At 69.8% G+C, this 14,235-nt stretch carries 10 protein-coding genes; 8 read left to right on the top strand and 2 right to left on the bottom strand.

The window, feature by feature from the left end; all coding sequences use genetic code 11:
• The first annotated feature begins 8 nt into the window (after positions 1 to 8).
• The 7 genes from VXJ25_RS05265 (at position 9) to VXJ25_RS05235 (ending at position 8,025) form a co-directional block, all read left to right on the top strand.
• Positions 9 to 962 carry a DMT family transporter gene (locus VXJ25_RS05265; protein WP_330958165.1) on the top strand — a complete coding sequence of 318 codons (954 nt, stop codon included), beginning with the start codon at positions 9 to 11 and terminating at the stop codon, positions 960 to 962.
• A gap of 173 nt (positions 963 to 1,135) precedes the next feature.
• Positions 1,136 to 2,539, top strand: a complete 1,404-nt coding sequence (gene asnS, locus VXJ25_RS05260; protein WP_330958164.1) for an asparagine--tRNA ligase — start codon at positions 1,136 to 1,138, stop codon at positions 2,537 to 2,539.
• 289 nt (positions 2,540 to 2,828) lie between these two features.
• Complete coding sequence (locus VXJ25_RS05255) at positions 2,829 to 3,326, top strand: CarD family transcriptional regulator (RefSeq protein ID WP_330958163.1); 498 nt, start codon at positions 2,829 to 2,831, stop codon at positions 3,324 to 3,326.
• A 306-nt stretch (positions 3,327 to 3,632) separates the two neighbouring features.
• On the top strand, positions 3,633 to 3,929 hold the full coding sequence (locus VXJ25_RS05250; protein ID WP_330958162.1) for an ACT domain-containing protein: 297 nt from the start codon (positions 3,633 to 3,635) through the stop codon (positions 3,927 to 3,929).
• 121 nt (positions 3,930 to 4,050) lie between these two features.
• Positions 4,051 to 5,508 carry a citrate synthase gene (locus tag VXJ25_RS05245; RefSeq protein WP_330958161.1) on the top strand — a complete coding sequence of 486 codons (1,458 nt, stop codon included), beginning with the start codon at positions 4,051 to 4,053 and terminating at the stop codon, positions 5,506 to 5,508.
• On the top strand, positions 5,483 to 6,367 hold the full coding sequence (locus VXJ25_RS05240; RefSeq protein ID WP_330958160.1) for an HAD family hydrolase: 885 nt from the start codon (positions 5,483 to 5,485) through the stop codon (positions 6,365 to 6,367). The genes VXJ25_RS05245 and VXJ25_RS05240 overlap by 26 nt, the downstream gene beginning before the upstream one ends.
• Before the next feature lie 140 nt (positions 6,368 to 6,507).
• Entirely contained in the window at positions 6,508 to 8,025 is a 1,518-nt protein-coding gene (locus VXJ25_RS05235) for a S10 family peptidase (protein WP_330958159.1), read from the top strand.
• Positions 8,026 to 8,072: 47 nt separating this feature from the next.
• On the opposite strand, the gene rlmKL is transcribed toward VXJ25_RS05235, so the two are convergent.
• On the bottom strand, positions 8,073 to 10,490 hold the full coding sequence (gene rlmKL, locus VXJ25_RS05230; protein WP_330958158.1) for a bifunctional 23S rRNA (guanine(2069)-N(7))-methyltransferase RlmK/23S rRNA (guanine(2445)-N(2))-methyltransferase RlmL: 2,418 nt from the start codon (positions 10,488 to 10,490) through the stop codon (positions 8,073 to 8,075).
• A 252-nt stretch (positions 10,491 to 10,742) separates the two neighbouring features.
• On the opposite strand from rlmKL, the gene VXJ25_RS05225 reads away from it, so the two are divergent.
• Positions 10,743 to 12,464 carry a phospho-sugar mutase gene (locus tag VXJ25_RS05225; protein ID WP_330958157.1) on the top strand — a complete coding sequence of 574 codons (1,722 nt, stop codon included), beginning with the start codon at positions 10,743 to 10,745 and terminating at the stop codon, positions 12,462 to 12,464.
• A gap of 161 nt (positions 12,465 to 12,625) precedes the next feature.
• On the opposite strand, the gene VXJ25_RS05220 is transcribed toward VXJ25_RS05225, so the two are convergent.
• The gene (locus VXJ25_RS05220; protein WP_330958156.1) at positions 12,626 to 14,014 is read right to left on the bottom strand and encodes a hypothetical protein; all 1,389 of its coding nucleotides are present in this window, start codon (positions 14,012 to 14,014) and stop codon (positions 12,626 to 12,628) included.
• Between the last annotated feature and the right edge of the window lie 221 nt (positions 14,015 to 14,235).

Below are 14,235 nucleotides of genomic sequence, written 5' to 3'. Positions count from 1 at the left end.
GCTGGGCCATGGGCGAGAAGGACGGCGCGGCCGCGAAGGGGGCCGCGGGGACGGGTGGCGCGGCCGCGGCGACGGCCGCGGGGACGGGCGACGCGCTCCGGAGGGGCGTGGCGCTCGTCCTTCTCGGCGCCACCTGCTGGGGGGTCAACGGCACCATCTCGCAGGCGCTGATGTCTGGCTACGGCGTCGACCCCATCTGGCTCACCACGGTGAAGCAGCTCGGCAGCTTCTGGCTCTTCCTGCTCGGCGCGCGCGTCGTCACGCCCGGCCGCCTGACCGAGGTCGCGCACGACCGTCGCGCCCTCCTCCGGATCCTGGGCTGCTCGATCACCACGATCATCCTCCTGCAGGTCTCCTACATGCAGGCGATCCTGTGGACCAACTCGGGCACGGCGACGGTCCTGCAGTCGCTGAACCTCCTCATGGTGCTCGCCTACGTCTGCGTGCGCCTGCGCCGCGCCCCCAAGCGGCGCGAGGTCGCGGGCATCGCCCTTGCCTTCGTGGGCGTCTACCTGCTCGCGACCGGCGGCAACCCCACGACGCTGGAGCTCCCCGCGCAGGGCCTCGCGTGGGGGCTCCTCACTGCGCTCGGGCAGTCGCTGCTCTCGATCGTGCCCGTGAGGCTGGTCGAGAGGTGGGGCAACCTCGTGGTGAACGGGCTCTCCTTCCTCTTTGCGGGCGTCGTACTCGCCGTCTTCTGCCGGCCGTGGGAGCGGGTGCCGTCGCTCGACGCGGCCGGCTGCGCGCTCCTGGCGGCGTCCGTCCTCGTGGGGACCTTCGGCGCCTACGTCTTCTACATGCAGGGGCTGAAGGCGGTCGGCAGCCTCAAGGCCACGATGCTCGGCACCGCCGAACCGGTCGTGGCTGCCCTGACCTCGGCGCTGCTGCTCCACACGTCCTTCTCGCCCACGGACCTCGCGGGCTTCGCGCTGATCATCGCGATGGTCTTCGTCACCGCGTGAGCGCGCCTGCGCCAGGTTCGCGCCAGGTCCCGCCAGGTTCGTGCAGGGGCCGCGCCAGCCGCGCGCCTGTGGCGGTGCAGTGCCGCTTCCGCGGTGGGGGACCACCCGCCGCATGTTGCGGTATCGTTAACGGGTTCTCACTTTCTTTCGCTACCCGACTAGGGGGGAATCCGTTGAACCGTACCAAGATCGCGTCGCTCTATGCCGGCAAGGAGGGCTTTGCCGGAAAGGACGTCACCGTCGCGGGGTGGGTCCGCTCCATCCGCGACATGAAGAACTTCGGGTTCGTCGTGCTCAACGACGGGTCGTGCTTCAAGGACCTGCAGGTGGTCCTCAACCGCGAGGAGCTCGCCAACTACGACGAGGTCACCTCGCTGACCGTGGGCTCCGCGCTCATCGTGGAGGGCACGCTCGCGCTCACGCCCGACCGGCCGCAGCCCTTCGAGCTGAAGGCGGCCACGGTCGTGGTCGAGGGCGCCGCTGAGCCCGACTACCCGATGCAGAAGAAGCGCCAGACCCGCGAGTTCCTGCGCACCCAGCAGCACCTGCGCAGTCGCACCAACCTCTTCCGCGCGGTCTTCCGCGTGCGCAGCGTCGCGGCCTTCGCCATCCACACGTTCTTCCAGGAGCGCGGCTTCGTCTACGTGAACACCCCGATCATCACCGCGTCCGACGCCGAGGGCGCGGGCGAGATGTTCCGGGTGACCACGCTCGACCTGAACGACGTGCCCAGGACCGAGGACGGCAAGGTCGACTGGAGCAAGGACTTCTTCGGCAAGCCGTGCAACCTGACCGTCTCCGGCCAGCTCCAGGCCGAGAACTTCGCGATGAGCTTCGGCGACGTCTACACCTTTGGCCCCACCTTCCGCGCCGAGGACTCCAACACCCGTCGCCACGCCGCCGAGTTCTGGATGGTCGAGCCCGAGATGGCCTTCTGCGACCTCGCCCAGGACATGGACGTCGCCGAGGACATGCTCAAGTACGTCATCCGCTACGTGATGGACAGGTGCCCGGACGAGCTGGACATGCTCAACAGGTTCGTCGACAAGGGCCTCAAGGAGCGCCTCGAGCACGTCGCCTCCAGCGACTTCGCCCGCGTGAGCTACACCGAGGCGATCGAGGTGCTCCAGGCCGCGCGCGACGCGGGCCACGAGTTCGAGTACCCCGTCGAGTGGGGCGTGGACCTGCAGACCGAGCACGAGCGCTACCTCACGGAGCACCACTTTGGGCGCCCGACCTTCGTGACCGACTACCCGGCCCAGATCAAGGCCTTCTACATGCGCCTGAACGACGACGGTAGGACCGTGGCCGCCGCCGACTGCCTCGTGCCGGGCATCGGCGAGATCATCGGCGGCTCGCAGCGCGAGGAGCGCCTCGACGTGCTCGAGCGCCGCATCGAGGAGCTCGGCATGGACGAGTCCCAGTACAAGTACTACCTGGACCTGCGGCGCTACGGCGGCTGCCACCACGCCGGCTTCGGGCTGGGCTTCGAGCGCCTGGTCATGTACCTGACCGGCATCGACAACATCCGCGACGTGCTGCCGCACCCGCGGACCGTCGGCAACGCCGACTTCTAAGGCGGGCTCGGCGGGCGGGCGCCCGCGGGGACGAGCCTCGCATCGTCGCAGGTAGGGGGCGTGCCGGAGAGGTCCGGCGCGCCCCTTTCCCATGGGGCGCGCCTGGGGCGCCTTTCGGGGTCCTGGACGCCGCCTCCGGCCCATGACCTTCTCCGTACAGGGACATTACGAAACAAAAACTCATTAAATTACGGCAACGCCTAACAACGTACAATGGCAATTATGAAATATACATAAATCGAATTCTCCTGTGGTACGCTGGGACGAGTAAACGGAGGGAGTGTTGCTAATGTACGAGGTCGGAGACTACGTCGTTCATCCTGGTCAGGGAGTGTGCAAGGTGCAGGGGGTGGCCGAGGAGCCCCGCGCCGTGTACGAGCTGCTGCCGATAGGCCAGCGCCACCCCATGCGCATCAGCTTCCCGATCGCCTCGGAGTCCAAGCTGCGCCCGGTGCTCTCGCACGACGAGGCGGTCAGCATCATCGACGGCTATCCCGAGATGCCGGTCGAGGAGTTCACCTCCAGGAGCAACGCGCTCGAGGAGGAGCACTTCAAGAACGAGATCCGTCGCGGCACCTGCCTCGACTCGGTGCGCATCGTGAAGACCTTCCGCGTCCGCATCGCCGAGACCAAGGCCCGCAACAAGAAGCCGCCCGTGGCCTACGAGCGCATCCTCAAGGAGGCCAGGCAGCGCTCGCTCGAGGAGCTGGGCGTGGCGCTCGACATGTCGCCCGAGGACGTGCAGGTCCTCTTCGAGCAGCGCGTGAGCGAGGGCGAGGAGAACTAGCCGCCCGCCGAGGGTCGCCGGCGGGAGCGGGCGGGCGCACCGCGCGCCCGCAATTCCGAGGGGGTGGGCCTGGCCCGCCCCCTCGGTTCCTCTGGACCGGCTGCCGGCCGCCCGGAGCGCCTCGCCGCCACATGAACGGGAAGTCTCAATTTCGGGTCCTCGGATGCCCGCCCCGGCGCGAGGCCCTACAATGGCGGGACCACAAGCCGCGCCGGCGCTCGGCGCAGCTGGCAGGCCTGCCAGCGCGCTCGCGGCCCGTCGCAGGAGGCGACGCCAGCCGCCCGGGCCGGGACCGAAGGGATCATCATGGCAACAACCGACGAGAGCACCAAGAACCTCGCGATCGTGACCACCCTGGGCAACGACCGCTCCGGCATCGTCGCCGCGGTGTCGCAGGCGCTCGCGGACGCGGACGTCAACATCATGAACATCTCGCAGACCATCATGGACGGTATCTTCACCATGACCATGCAGGTGGACCTGAGGAACACCACGCAGGAGTTCACCCGGATCCAGGAGGCGCTGAACCGCGTGGCCAAGGAGATGAACCTCCAGATCGTGATGCAGCGCGAAGAGGTGTTCAACTTCATGTACCGGCTGTAGGCCGGCGAGCGCGGCCTGAGCGCCGCGAGTCAGCGGCAAGCGCGCCGCGACCAAGCCGCAGCCGCCAGGGGCGCGCCGCGAGCTGACCGAGAACCCGCCGCCGAAGACGAAGGGGGCACCGATGATCGAACCTCGCCACGACAACCGCATGCAGGGGCCGGTCCTTCTCCCCAAGGACACGAGCGCCTTCGAGCACGTGAGGGACGCCTACCCCATGCCGAGCGTCGCGCTGGGGCGTCCGCCCGTCTCCGACGAGCTCTACTGCGGCTACCAGCGGGTGGACCAGATGCCCGCCGAGCTCTACAGCCGCTACGACGTCAAGCGCGGCCTGCGCAACTCCGACGGGTCGGGCGTGCTCGTCGGCCTCACGACCATCTCGAACGTGCACGGCTACAACAAGGTGGACGGGAAGGTCGTGCCGGACGAGGGCCGGCTCACGTTGCGCGGCTACGACATCGCCGACCTCGTGCGCGCGCCGCAGGAGGAGAACCGCTTTGGCTACGAGGACGTCGCCTACCTGCTGCTGACGGGGTCGCTGCCCACCGAGGCCCAGCTCGACGACTTCAAGGCCCGTATCGACTGCAGGCGCAACCTCCCCGAGAGCTACCTGCACGTCTTCCCGCGCACCACCGCGTCGACGTCGATCATGAACGTGCTGCAGCGCTCGACGCTGCTGCTCTACTCCTTCGACCCCAACCCCGACGACACCTCGCCCGAGCACGAGATCGACGTCGCGATCTCGCTCCTGGGCCGCCTGCCGCGCGTGGCTGCGGTCGCCCATGCGGCCGCGCACGCCGAGCGCAACGACGAGCGCCTCGTCGTGCCGCCGGTGCGCGAGGGCTACTCCATGGCCGAGACCGTCCTCGACGTGCTGCGCAGCGACGAGGGCTTCACCCACGACGAGGCCATGCTGCTCGACGTTATGCTCATGCTCCACGCCGAGCACGGCGGCGGCAACAACTCGACCTTCACGTGCAGGGTTCTCTCGTCCTCCGGGACCGACGCCTACTCGGCCTACTCGGCGGCCATCGGCTCGCTGAAGGGACCCAAGCACGGCGGCGCCAACTACAAGGCGGGGGAGATGATCTCAGACATCGCCTACCACGTGCACGACTGGAGCGACGACGAGGAGATCTACGCCTACCTCGCCAAGATTCTCAACAAGGAGGCGTTCGACCAGTCCGGCCTCATCTACGGCCTGGGCCACGCCGTCTACACCGTGACCGACCCGCGCGCGACGCTGGTCAAGCGCTACGCCCGCTCGCTCGCCGCGCAGAAGGGCGTGGAGGAGAAGCTCGGCCTGATCGAGAAGGTCGAGCAGCTCGGGCCCAGGGCCATGCGAGAGGTGCGCGGGATCACCAAGCCGATCAGCACCAACATCGACCTCTACACCGGCTTCGTCTACTCCATGCTCGGCGTGCCGCGCGACATGTACACCCCGATCTTCGCCATCGCCCGCATGGCGGGCTGGGCGGCCCACCGCATGGAGGAGCTCTACGGCTCCGGCCGCATCATCCGTCCCGCGTACCGAAGCCACATGGAGGAGCTGACCTATGTCCCCCTCGCAGAGCGCTCGTAGGGCCGCCACCGGCGGCGGCCCCGCGTCGCCCGGCGCGCCTGCCATCGTCTTCTCGGACCTCGATGGGACCTTCGTCCGCACCGACAAGACCATCCCCGAGCGCAACCTCGAGGCCCTCGACCTCCTCGCCTCGCGTGGCATCCCGTTCGTCCCTTGCTCTGGCAGGGCGGCCTCGGCGCTCCCCGAGGCCATCGTGGCGCACCCCGCCTGCCGCTACGCCATCACCGCCAACGGCGCCTCCGTCACCGACCTCGGCTCCGACAAGGTCATCTACGGCGTCCCGCTGGACCGTGGCAGGTGCCTCGCGCTCTATGGGCGCGTGGCCGACAGGAACGTGACCTTCGACCTCTTCGCGGACGACAGGATCTACTCCGAGCGTGCCCGCTACGAGGCGCTCAAGGGCTTCGGGCTCACGCCGCACGAGGCGCGCTTCATCCTCTCGACCCGCACGCCGACCGACCTCACGGTCCCCGAGATGCTCCGGCGGGTGGGGACGCTCGACCGCGTGACCGTCTTCTGGAAGGACCGCGCCGACCGCGACCTCGTCGTCGCGGCGGTCGAGCAGGACCCGGCGCTCGCGTGGACGACCTCGAGCCCCCAGAACCTCGAGATCAGCGCCCGCGGTGCGTCGAAGGGGGCGGCGCTTGCGTGGCTGTGCGGCCACCTCGGCGTCCCGGTGGCGCGCGCGGTCGCCTTCGGCGACATGGACAACGACGTCTCCATGTTGGAGGCCGCGGGCGACGGCGTCGCCGTTGCAAACGCGCGCGAGGAGGTCCGCGCCCTGGCGGACCACGTCTGCGCGAGCAACGACGAGGCCGGGGTCGGCCGCTACCTCGAGGACCTTCTCGCTCGGGGCTAGCCCACCTGGCCGGCGCCCGCGCAGGCCAACGTCCCTGTCGTGCGCCTGGCATATCTGGCACCTTCCCTGCACGGGGTTTGCATCTTCTCCCGGGACGCATAGGATGGGAGTGTTATGCAAGCACCGAGGAAAGGAACCCCATGGCAGAGGATGAGAAGCAGCCGGCCGACGCTGCGGCGAAGCCGCTGAGCGAGCTGGCTAAGTCGTTCGTGACCGTCCCCGCGGACAAGACCCGCACCGTGAGCGACCCCGTGAGCAGGCGCCTCACGTGGGAGGCCGCGGGCGAGCGGATGGACTACGAGGCGACGGTCGCCCACCTCGACGTGCGCGACGATACGGGCGCCCTCGAGGGCAGGATGTTCTCCATCACCTACGCCAAGCTGGGCGAGGACGGCCTCCCCATGGCGGGCCGGCCGGTCACGTTCTGCTTCAACGGCGGTCCCGGCTGCGCGTCCGTGCCAATCAACTTCGGCGGCATGGGTCCGCGCCGTGTCGCGACCGACGGCGTCAACCACCTGCCCTCGAGCGCCAAGGTCGAGGACAACCCCTACACGCTGCTGCGCGAGAGCGACCTGGTCTTCCTGGACGCGCTCGGCACCGGCTACTCGCCCCTCGCCGAGGGCGCCGACACGAGCGCGATCTTCGGCGTGGACGGCGACGCCGACGCGTTCTGCCGCGCCATCACCGAGTGGCTCGAGCAGAACCACCGCTGGCAGAGCCCCGTCTACCTGTTCGGCGAGTCGTACGGGACGGTGCGCAACGCGGTGCTCATGCGCCTTCTCGGTGAGCGCGGCGTCAAGCTGACAGGCGTCACGATGCTCTCCGCGATCTGGAACTGGGTGCAGGTGCAGCCGGGCGAGGACCTCTATTACCTGGGCATGCTTCCCACCTTCGCGGCCGCCGCGCAGTTCTTCGGCAAGGCCGGCGCGGGCGTGGACGCCGACGAGTGGTTCGACAGGGCCATGGCCTGGACGGACGACGTCCTCGCGCCGGCGCTGCTCAAGGGCGACCGCCTCGGCGAGGAGCGCGAGCGCGAGGTCGCGCGCGAGATGAGCGAGCTCATCGGCCTGGACGAGAGGCTCATCCTGCGCAGGCACCTGCGCGTCTCGCTCGAGGACGTGCGCCGGGAGCTGCTGGCCGACGAGGGGCGCGTGTGCGGCCGCCTCGACATGCGCTTCTCCTCCGACGCGCCGGGCTATGCGCAGCACGACTCCTCCTGGTTCGCGGGGGAGGACGCCGCCGACGACGCCGTGAACGCCGTCTGGAACACCGCCTTCCGCAGCTTCCTGTCCGAGATGGGCTACAAGGCGCCGGCGCGCTACCTCGACAACAACTACTACCGCGTGGGCGTCAAGTGGAAGTGGGCGCACGAGGAGCCCGGCACCGGCGGCGCGGCGGGCGCGCCTAACGTCACCGTCGACCTGGCGTGCGCGCTGAGGCGCGACCCGACGATCAAGCTCGCGGTCCTCGGCGGGCGCTACGACGCGGCGACCACCTACTGGAACAACGTCTTCGAGCTCTCGAGGCAGTTCCTCTCCCCGCAGCTCAAGGAGCGCGTCGAGTTCCACCGCTACGGCTGCGGCCACATGGCGTACGTGGACGTGCCGACCCTGCGGCAGATGAGCAAGGACATGGAGGCCTTCTACCGGAAGGCGTAGGGGCGATCGGGCCCGGGGACGCGCTTGGCGCCCCCGGGCCCCTCTCCTTATGCGCCCCTGCCGCCCTGCGCGAACCTGCGGACGAGGTAGCAGTGGTGGATCTTGGGGTTGCGCGAGAAGTCCTCGGGGATCGTCCGCGCCGTGATGTCCTCGACCTCCACGCCGTAGCGGCGCAGGTACTCCACGTCTGGCTTGAAGCTGCGCAGGTTGCAGCTGAAGACGCAGGTGCCGTTGCGCGTGAGCAGGCGGCTCACGCCGATCAGCAGCTCCGCGTGGTCGCGCTGCACGTCCCAGCTGCCGTGGTGCATGCGGTCGGAGTTCGAGAAGGTCGGGACGTCGCAGAAGACCAGGTCCCAGCGGTTGGCGGTCCGGCGCTGCTCGCTGATCCAGGCGACGACGTCTGCCTGCACGAACTCGTGCTCGGGCCCGGTGAAGCCGTTGCGCGCCATGTTGCGCCGCGCCCAGTCGAGCGACGGGCGGCTCATGTCGACCGTGGTGGTGTGCTTGGCCCCGCCGTCGGCCGCGTAGCAGGTGGCGGTCCCGGTGTAGGCGAACAGGTTGAGGAAGCGCTTGGACCCCTGCGTCTGCTTGGCCATCTCGCGCACCAGCGCGCGCGTCTCGCGGTGGTCGAGGAAGATCCCGCAGTCGAGCCGGCTCTCGAAGTTGACCTCGAAGGTGAGCCCGCCCTCCTCGACCAGGTGCGCCCCCGGGGGCGTCATGAGGCCGGGGTCCTGCGCGCGACCGCCGCGCGAGGAGTGGGGCCCTACCGCCCTTCCCCTGCCGAGAAGGACCTCGCGCCCGGACGCCCCGCGCCCGGCCTTGCGGCTTGCCCCGCGCCCTGCGCCGGCGCGGCCGCCCGCGGCGCCTGCCAGCTTGCCCTCGTCCGCGTACTGAGAGCCGCCCTTGGCGCGGCTGCGCACGCGCAGGAAGACGTTGCGCGGCGCGACGTCGAGAACCTGGGGCGCGATGGCGAGCACGTCCATCAGGCGCTCGCGCGCGACCAGCGGGTCTACGTCCTTGGGCGCGCGGTACTCGGAGACCCTAAGCCACCGGCCCTGCTCGCCCGCCCCCTGGTAGAGCTCGATGGAGACGGCGTAGTCGGGCAGGTCCGTGTCATAGACGCGGTAGCACGAGACGTCCTCGCGCTTGGCCCACTTGCGGCGCTCGCGGGCGACCTTCCAGAGGCGGTCGGCGAACTGCTGGCTCGTGGGGAGCATCACGGGGACCTCGCGCCCGTCCTTGAGCCTGGCGACGGGGCGCTCCCCGCGCTCCGCCGCGAGGTCGAAGGTGCAGAGGAATCCCTCGTCCTGCCCCAGGTAGATGGCCTCGCGCTCCGTGGCCGGCGCGCCGAAGGCGGCCTCGGCGGCGCCGTCGCGCGCGATGGTCGCCAGCAGGGGGACGCGGCCGCACCTCTGGGTGGCGCGGGCCAGCTCGGAGAGGGCGACCGCCTCCTCGGCCGCGTCGCCGGCGTCGACCCAGGAGAGGTCGCAGGCGATGAGGGAGGAGGGCCCGAGGCTTTGCGCCGCGTCGCCGAGCTCCGAGGCGGAGAGGTAGCGCGGACGGACGCCGTGGATGCCCGCGGCGCGCAGGAGCTGGGTCGCGGCCTGCTCGCTGCCGCGCCGGCCCTCGAAGCAGACGAGCTCGAGGCCCCCCACTGCGACCGTGCCGCCCGCGGCCGCGCCGAAGCGCCCGCCCTTCTCCGCCCGCTCGTCCGCCTCGTCGAGCAGGGCCTCCCAGGTGGCGGCGTCGTGCCCGAGCCAGCCCTCGAAGCCCCAGCGCGTGCGGAGGAGCCCGGGCGCGCGGTCGAGCGCCTCCGAGGCGGCCTCGACCAGGACCGTGCCGGCCCCCGGGAAGAGCGCGAGCAGCCGGGCCTTGTCGTGCCGCACGCAGCGGAACCAGCCGCCGGCGGCGAGCAGGGCGGCCGCGTAGTCGGGGCGCAGCGGCGCGATCGGCGCCGCCTTGCCGCGCGCGGTCTCGTAGCCGCGGCGGAAGAGGGGTGCGCCCGAGAGGTCGATGGCCACGGTCGCGTGGTCGCGCGAGACGCGCACCGCGATGGTGAGGTCGGGGTCGGCCGGGTCCTGCGCGGGGCGCGCCCCGCGGCGAGCGAGCAGCTGGTCCGAGATGGCGTCCTTGGAGCGCAGGGCCGTGAACTGGGTATTCCTCAGCTCGGCGTTGGTTCCGTGCGCGTCGATCGCGAAGGTGGCCCCGGGCGCGAGGTGTCGCGTCCAGTCGATCGAGCCCATCCCGGCGTAGAGAGCGTCGGCGTCCGTGGCGTCGATGCGTGCGAGCGTGAGCATCACGCGCGAGGCGAGGCGCGACCAGAGGCAGGCGCGGTAGGCGCCCTCCAGCCCGCCCTCGAAGGAGACCTGGCCCTTGAGGGGCCTGACCTGGGTGATGCCGAGGGAGGCGAGCTCTGCCGCCAGCAGGCGCTCGAAGCCCTTGGGGCACGTCGCAAAGAAGTTCATCGGGACACCTTTCGCCCGTCTTTGGAGAAGATCGTGCCACCCATGATACGTCGCGCCCCCGGGGCCGACGCCGCGCGCGCGGGCGGCCACAACAACAACGTGCCGAGGGCCGCCACCGCAACGTGGCCGCCCTCGCGCGCAATCACGTCTACAATGTGAGCATCAGGTTGTTAAGGGGTACATGGACGCGCCCCGGCACGGGCTCGCCCGCGCCACGGGCGGCGCCCTCGGACACGACAGGAGGTTGCCAGGATGGACAAGGACACTGCGGCTAAGGTCCAGCTTTGGAAGGACAACGTCACCGAGCCCGATCTCAAGGCGGAGCTCGACGAGCTTCTCGCCGGCGACGAGGAGAAGCTCAATGACGCCTTCTACCGCGACCTCGAGTTCGGCACGGCCGGCCTGCGCGGCACGCTGGGCGTCGGCACCAACCGCATGAACGTCTACGTCGTCGCCCAGGCGACCCAGGGCGTCGCCGACTACCTCAACGCGCACTACGACCACCCCACGCTCGCCCTCGCGCGTGACTCGCGCCTCAAGGGCGAGGACTTCCAGAAGGTGGCGGCCGGCGTGCTCGCGGCCAACGGCATCCACGTCTACGTGTACCCGCGCATCGAGCCGGTCCCCACGCTCTCCTTCGCCGTGCGCTACCTCCACGCGTCGGCTGGCATCGTCCTCACCGCGTCGCACAACCCCGCCCAGTACAACGGCTACAAGGTCTACAACGACAACGGCGGCCAGATCGCCAACGAGGCCGCGGACGAGATCAGCGCCTCCATCGCCAAGACCCCGGTCTTCGGCGGCGCAAAGATGATGGACTTCGAGGAGGGCCTCAGGCAGGGCCTCATCGAGTGGACGCCCGAGGACGTGCTCGACAACTTCATCGCCGCCGTCAAGAAGGTCTCCGTCCCCGGCTTCAAGGCGCCCGAGGGCTACAAGGTCGTCTACACCCCGCTCAACGGCACCGGCATGGAGTGCGTGACCCGCATCCTCAAGGAGATCGGCGTCGACGACGTCGAGGTCGTCCCGGAGCAGAAGGACCCCGACGGTCACTTCCCGACCTGCACCTACCCCAACCCCGAGTTCCGCGAGGCCCTCGACCTGGCGCTCAAGCTGGCCGACAAGGTCAGGCCCAACCTCGTCGTCGCGACCGACCCTGACGCCGACCGCATGGGCACCGCGATCCCGCACGACGGCAACTACGTGCTGCTGACCGGCAACGAGATGGGCGTCCTGCTGATGGACTGGCTCATCAAGATGGCCGAGCAGCGCGGCGAGGACCCCAAGGCCAAGGTCGCGGTCTCCACGATCGTCTCCTCCGTCATGCCCGACGCGCTCGCGCGCGACCACGGCTTCGAGATGCGGCGCGTCCTCACCGGCTTCAAGTACATCGGCGACCAGATCGACCAGCTCAAGGACGAGGGCGAGGAGGACCGCTTCCTCATGGGCTTCGAGGAGTCCTATGGCTACCTCGTCGGCACGCACGCGCGCGACAAGGACGCGATCGTGGCGGTCGAGATGTGCGTCGAGATGGCCGCCTACTACGCCGAGCGCGGCATGGACCTCTACGAGGCCATGGAGGAGCTCTACAAGAAGTACGGCTACTACCTCAACGGCACGGTCAACGCCCAGTTCCCGGGCGCTGCCGGCGCCAAGCGCATGGCCGAGATCATGGACGGCCTCCGCAAGAGCCCGCTCGAGGAGATCGCCGGCTACAAGGTCGTGGGCATGACGGACTTCGAGACCGCTCCCGAGATGCCGCGCGTCTCCGGCCTGCAGAAGGAGGCCCCGCAGCACCTGCCGGCGGCCAACGTGATCGAGTACCGCCTCGAGGACGACAACAAGGTCATCTTCCGTCCGTCCGGCACCGAGCCCAAGGTCAAGGCCTACCTGTTCGCCAAGGGCGCCACGCGCGCCGAGGCGGAGGAGGTCCGCGCCAAGCTCCAGGCCGCCTCGGAAGCCATCCTCAAGTAGGGCATTCACGCACGAGCCATACGAGAAGCCCCTCGCGCCAGAGACGCGAGGGGCTTCCTTTAGGTAGGCTTCCTCTGCTGTCGCCGCTGCTTGTCATCGGCTCGCGTTCCGAGGTCCGCACCGCAGGCGAGCGACGTCGAAGGACGTGCCTCCCACCGAGGCTAGTTGCCGCTCTTGGTCAGGCCCACGTAGTTGCCGGAGCCGCTCGAGGTCGAACCGGAGGAGGAGCTGCCGGAGCCCGATCCGCTCGAGGTGCCGCTCGAGCCCGAGTTCGAGCCCGAGCCCGAGGAGCTGCCCGTACCGGAGGCGCTCCCGCTGGTCCCCGAGGTGGAGGACCCGCTGCCCGAAGACCCCGTCCCGGAGGAGCCCGTGCCGGAGGCGTTCGTCCCGGAGGTGCTGGAAGAGCCCGAGGTGGCGCTGCCGTTGGCGCCTGACGTGCTGGTGCCAGACGCGCTGGTGCCAGACGTGCTGGTGCCAGACGCGCTGGTGCCGCTCGACCCCGCCTTGGACTGCAGCGACGCCAGCGACTCGTCGGTGACGGAGAGCAGCATGAAGGAGGACGAGTAGTTGGCGATGGTGCCTGCCGCCCAGGTGCGGCTGGAGATCGAGGAGGACGTGGGGTCGAAGAGGATGACGGAGCCGTCCGAGTCGACGCCCACCGCGAGCGCCCAGTGCTCGTCGGCGGTCAGGGAGTTGGCCTTGAGGTGGACGGCGATGACGGAGGACTCCGAGAGGTAGCCGGTCAGGTTGCTCGAGGAGACGGACAGCTGGCTCGCGGTGAGGCCCGCGCCCGTCGCCATCTTGATCATCGCGTCGAGTGCGGAGTCGCCGGTGCTGGTGGTCGACGAGTCGGAGCTCGTGGTGGAGCTGTCGGAGTCCTTGGAGCTCGAGGGGTTCGAGGAGCTGTTCGAACTGTTCGCCTTTGAGGTGCTGTTCGCGCTCGTCTGGGACGAGGAGTCCAGCGAGGCGAAGTTGGCGGCCGTCATGTTGTTGAGGCCGGTGAGGCCCATGTAGGCCATAGAAAGCGTGGTCGGGCCAGAGCCGGTGACCGCGATCGGGCCGTCGCCGTACGTCACGTAGCCCCAGCGCTCGTCCCAGTCGAAGAGCTTGGGCACGGAGCCCTTGGTCACAGAGTCGGTGTATGCGGAGGAGGACTTGTCCGCATCGAGGTAGTTGGCGACGAAGCCGATCGCCTCCGGCTCGTTGAGCGCCAGCTGCAGGAGGCGCTCGTCGGTGTACTCGTTGGCGCGCTTGGCGATCTGCGCGAGCTGCTCGTCGCGGTCCAGCTCGGTCGAGAACTGCGAGATGATCGAGTTGGAGACACCCGCCGCCACGCGGCCGTCCTGGTCGCTCATGGCTGCCGTGCTCGTGATGTCGGCGGAGTCGTCCGCGCCCTCGCTCGACCTGGCCGGCGTGCTGCCGCGTACGCAGGAGGAGATGCCCACGGCGAACACGATGATCACGAGCACGATGGCCGCCAGCGCGACGAAGACGCGCCAGTCGGTCGTGGCGAGGCGCTCGGCGAAGGAGCCGCGCCTAGAGAAGCTCACGCGGTGCGAGTGCAGGGTGTAGCCGGTGTCGGGCCCGGTGAGGTTGCTCCTGCGCCTCCGCGCCCCGCCCGGCTCGTGCTGGACTGCGCGTGTGCCGCTTCGGGGAGCGCCCCGGCGAGCGTCACTGCGGCCGGACGGGCCGCGGTAGGAGCCTCGAGCGGAGCCGCGGGGGGTACCCCCGCGCGTGGGGCTGGTCCTTCTGCTTGCGTCGCGCCCGGAGG

The sequence above is a fragment of the Olsenella absiana genome (assembly GCF_036408855.1).
Taxonomy (GTDB): Bacteria; Actinomycetota; Coriobacteriia; order Coriobacteriales; family Atopobiaceae; genus Olsenella_K; species Olsenella_K absiana.
The sequence above is the reverse complement of the archived record's forward strand: the minus strand, read 5'-3'. Positions and strand labels throughout refer to the sequence as shown.

Coding starts and splice junctions, on each gene's coding strand:
- VXJ25_RS05265 (WP_330958165.1), top strand. CDS start 9: ATGGGCGAGAAGGACGGCGCGGCCGCGAAGGGGGCCGCGGGGACGGGT.
- VXJ25_RS05235 (WP_330958159.1), top strand. CDS start 6,508: ATGGCAGAGGATGAGAAGCAGCCGGCCGACGCTGCGGCGAAGCCGCTG.
- VXJ25_RS05225 (WP_330958157.1), top strand. CDS start 10,743: ATGGACAAGGACACTGCGGCTAAGGTCCAGCTTTGGAAGGACAACGTC.
- VXJ25_RS05240 (WP_330958160.1), top strand. CDS start 5,483: ATGTCCCCCTCGCAGAGCGCTCGTAGGGCCGCCACCGGCGGCGGCCCC.
- rlmKL (WP_330958158.1), bottom strand. CDS start 10,490: ATGAACTTCTTTGCGACGTGCCCCAAGGGCTTCGAGCGCCTGCTGGCG.
- VXJ25_RS05250 (WP_330958162.1), top strand. CDS start 3,633: ATGGCAACAACCGACGAGAGCACCAAGAACCTCGCGATCGTGACCACC.
- VXJ25_RS05255 (WP_330958163.1), top strand. CDS start 2,829: ATGTACGAGGTCGGAGACTACGTCGTTCATCCTGGTCAGGGAGTGTGC.
- VXJ25_RS05245 (WP_330958161.1), top strand. CDS start 4,051: ATGATCGAACCTCGCCACGACAACCGCATGCAGGGGCCGGTCCTTCTC.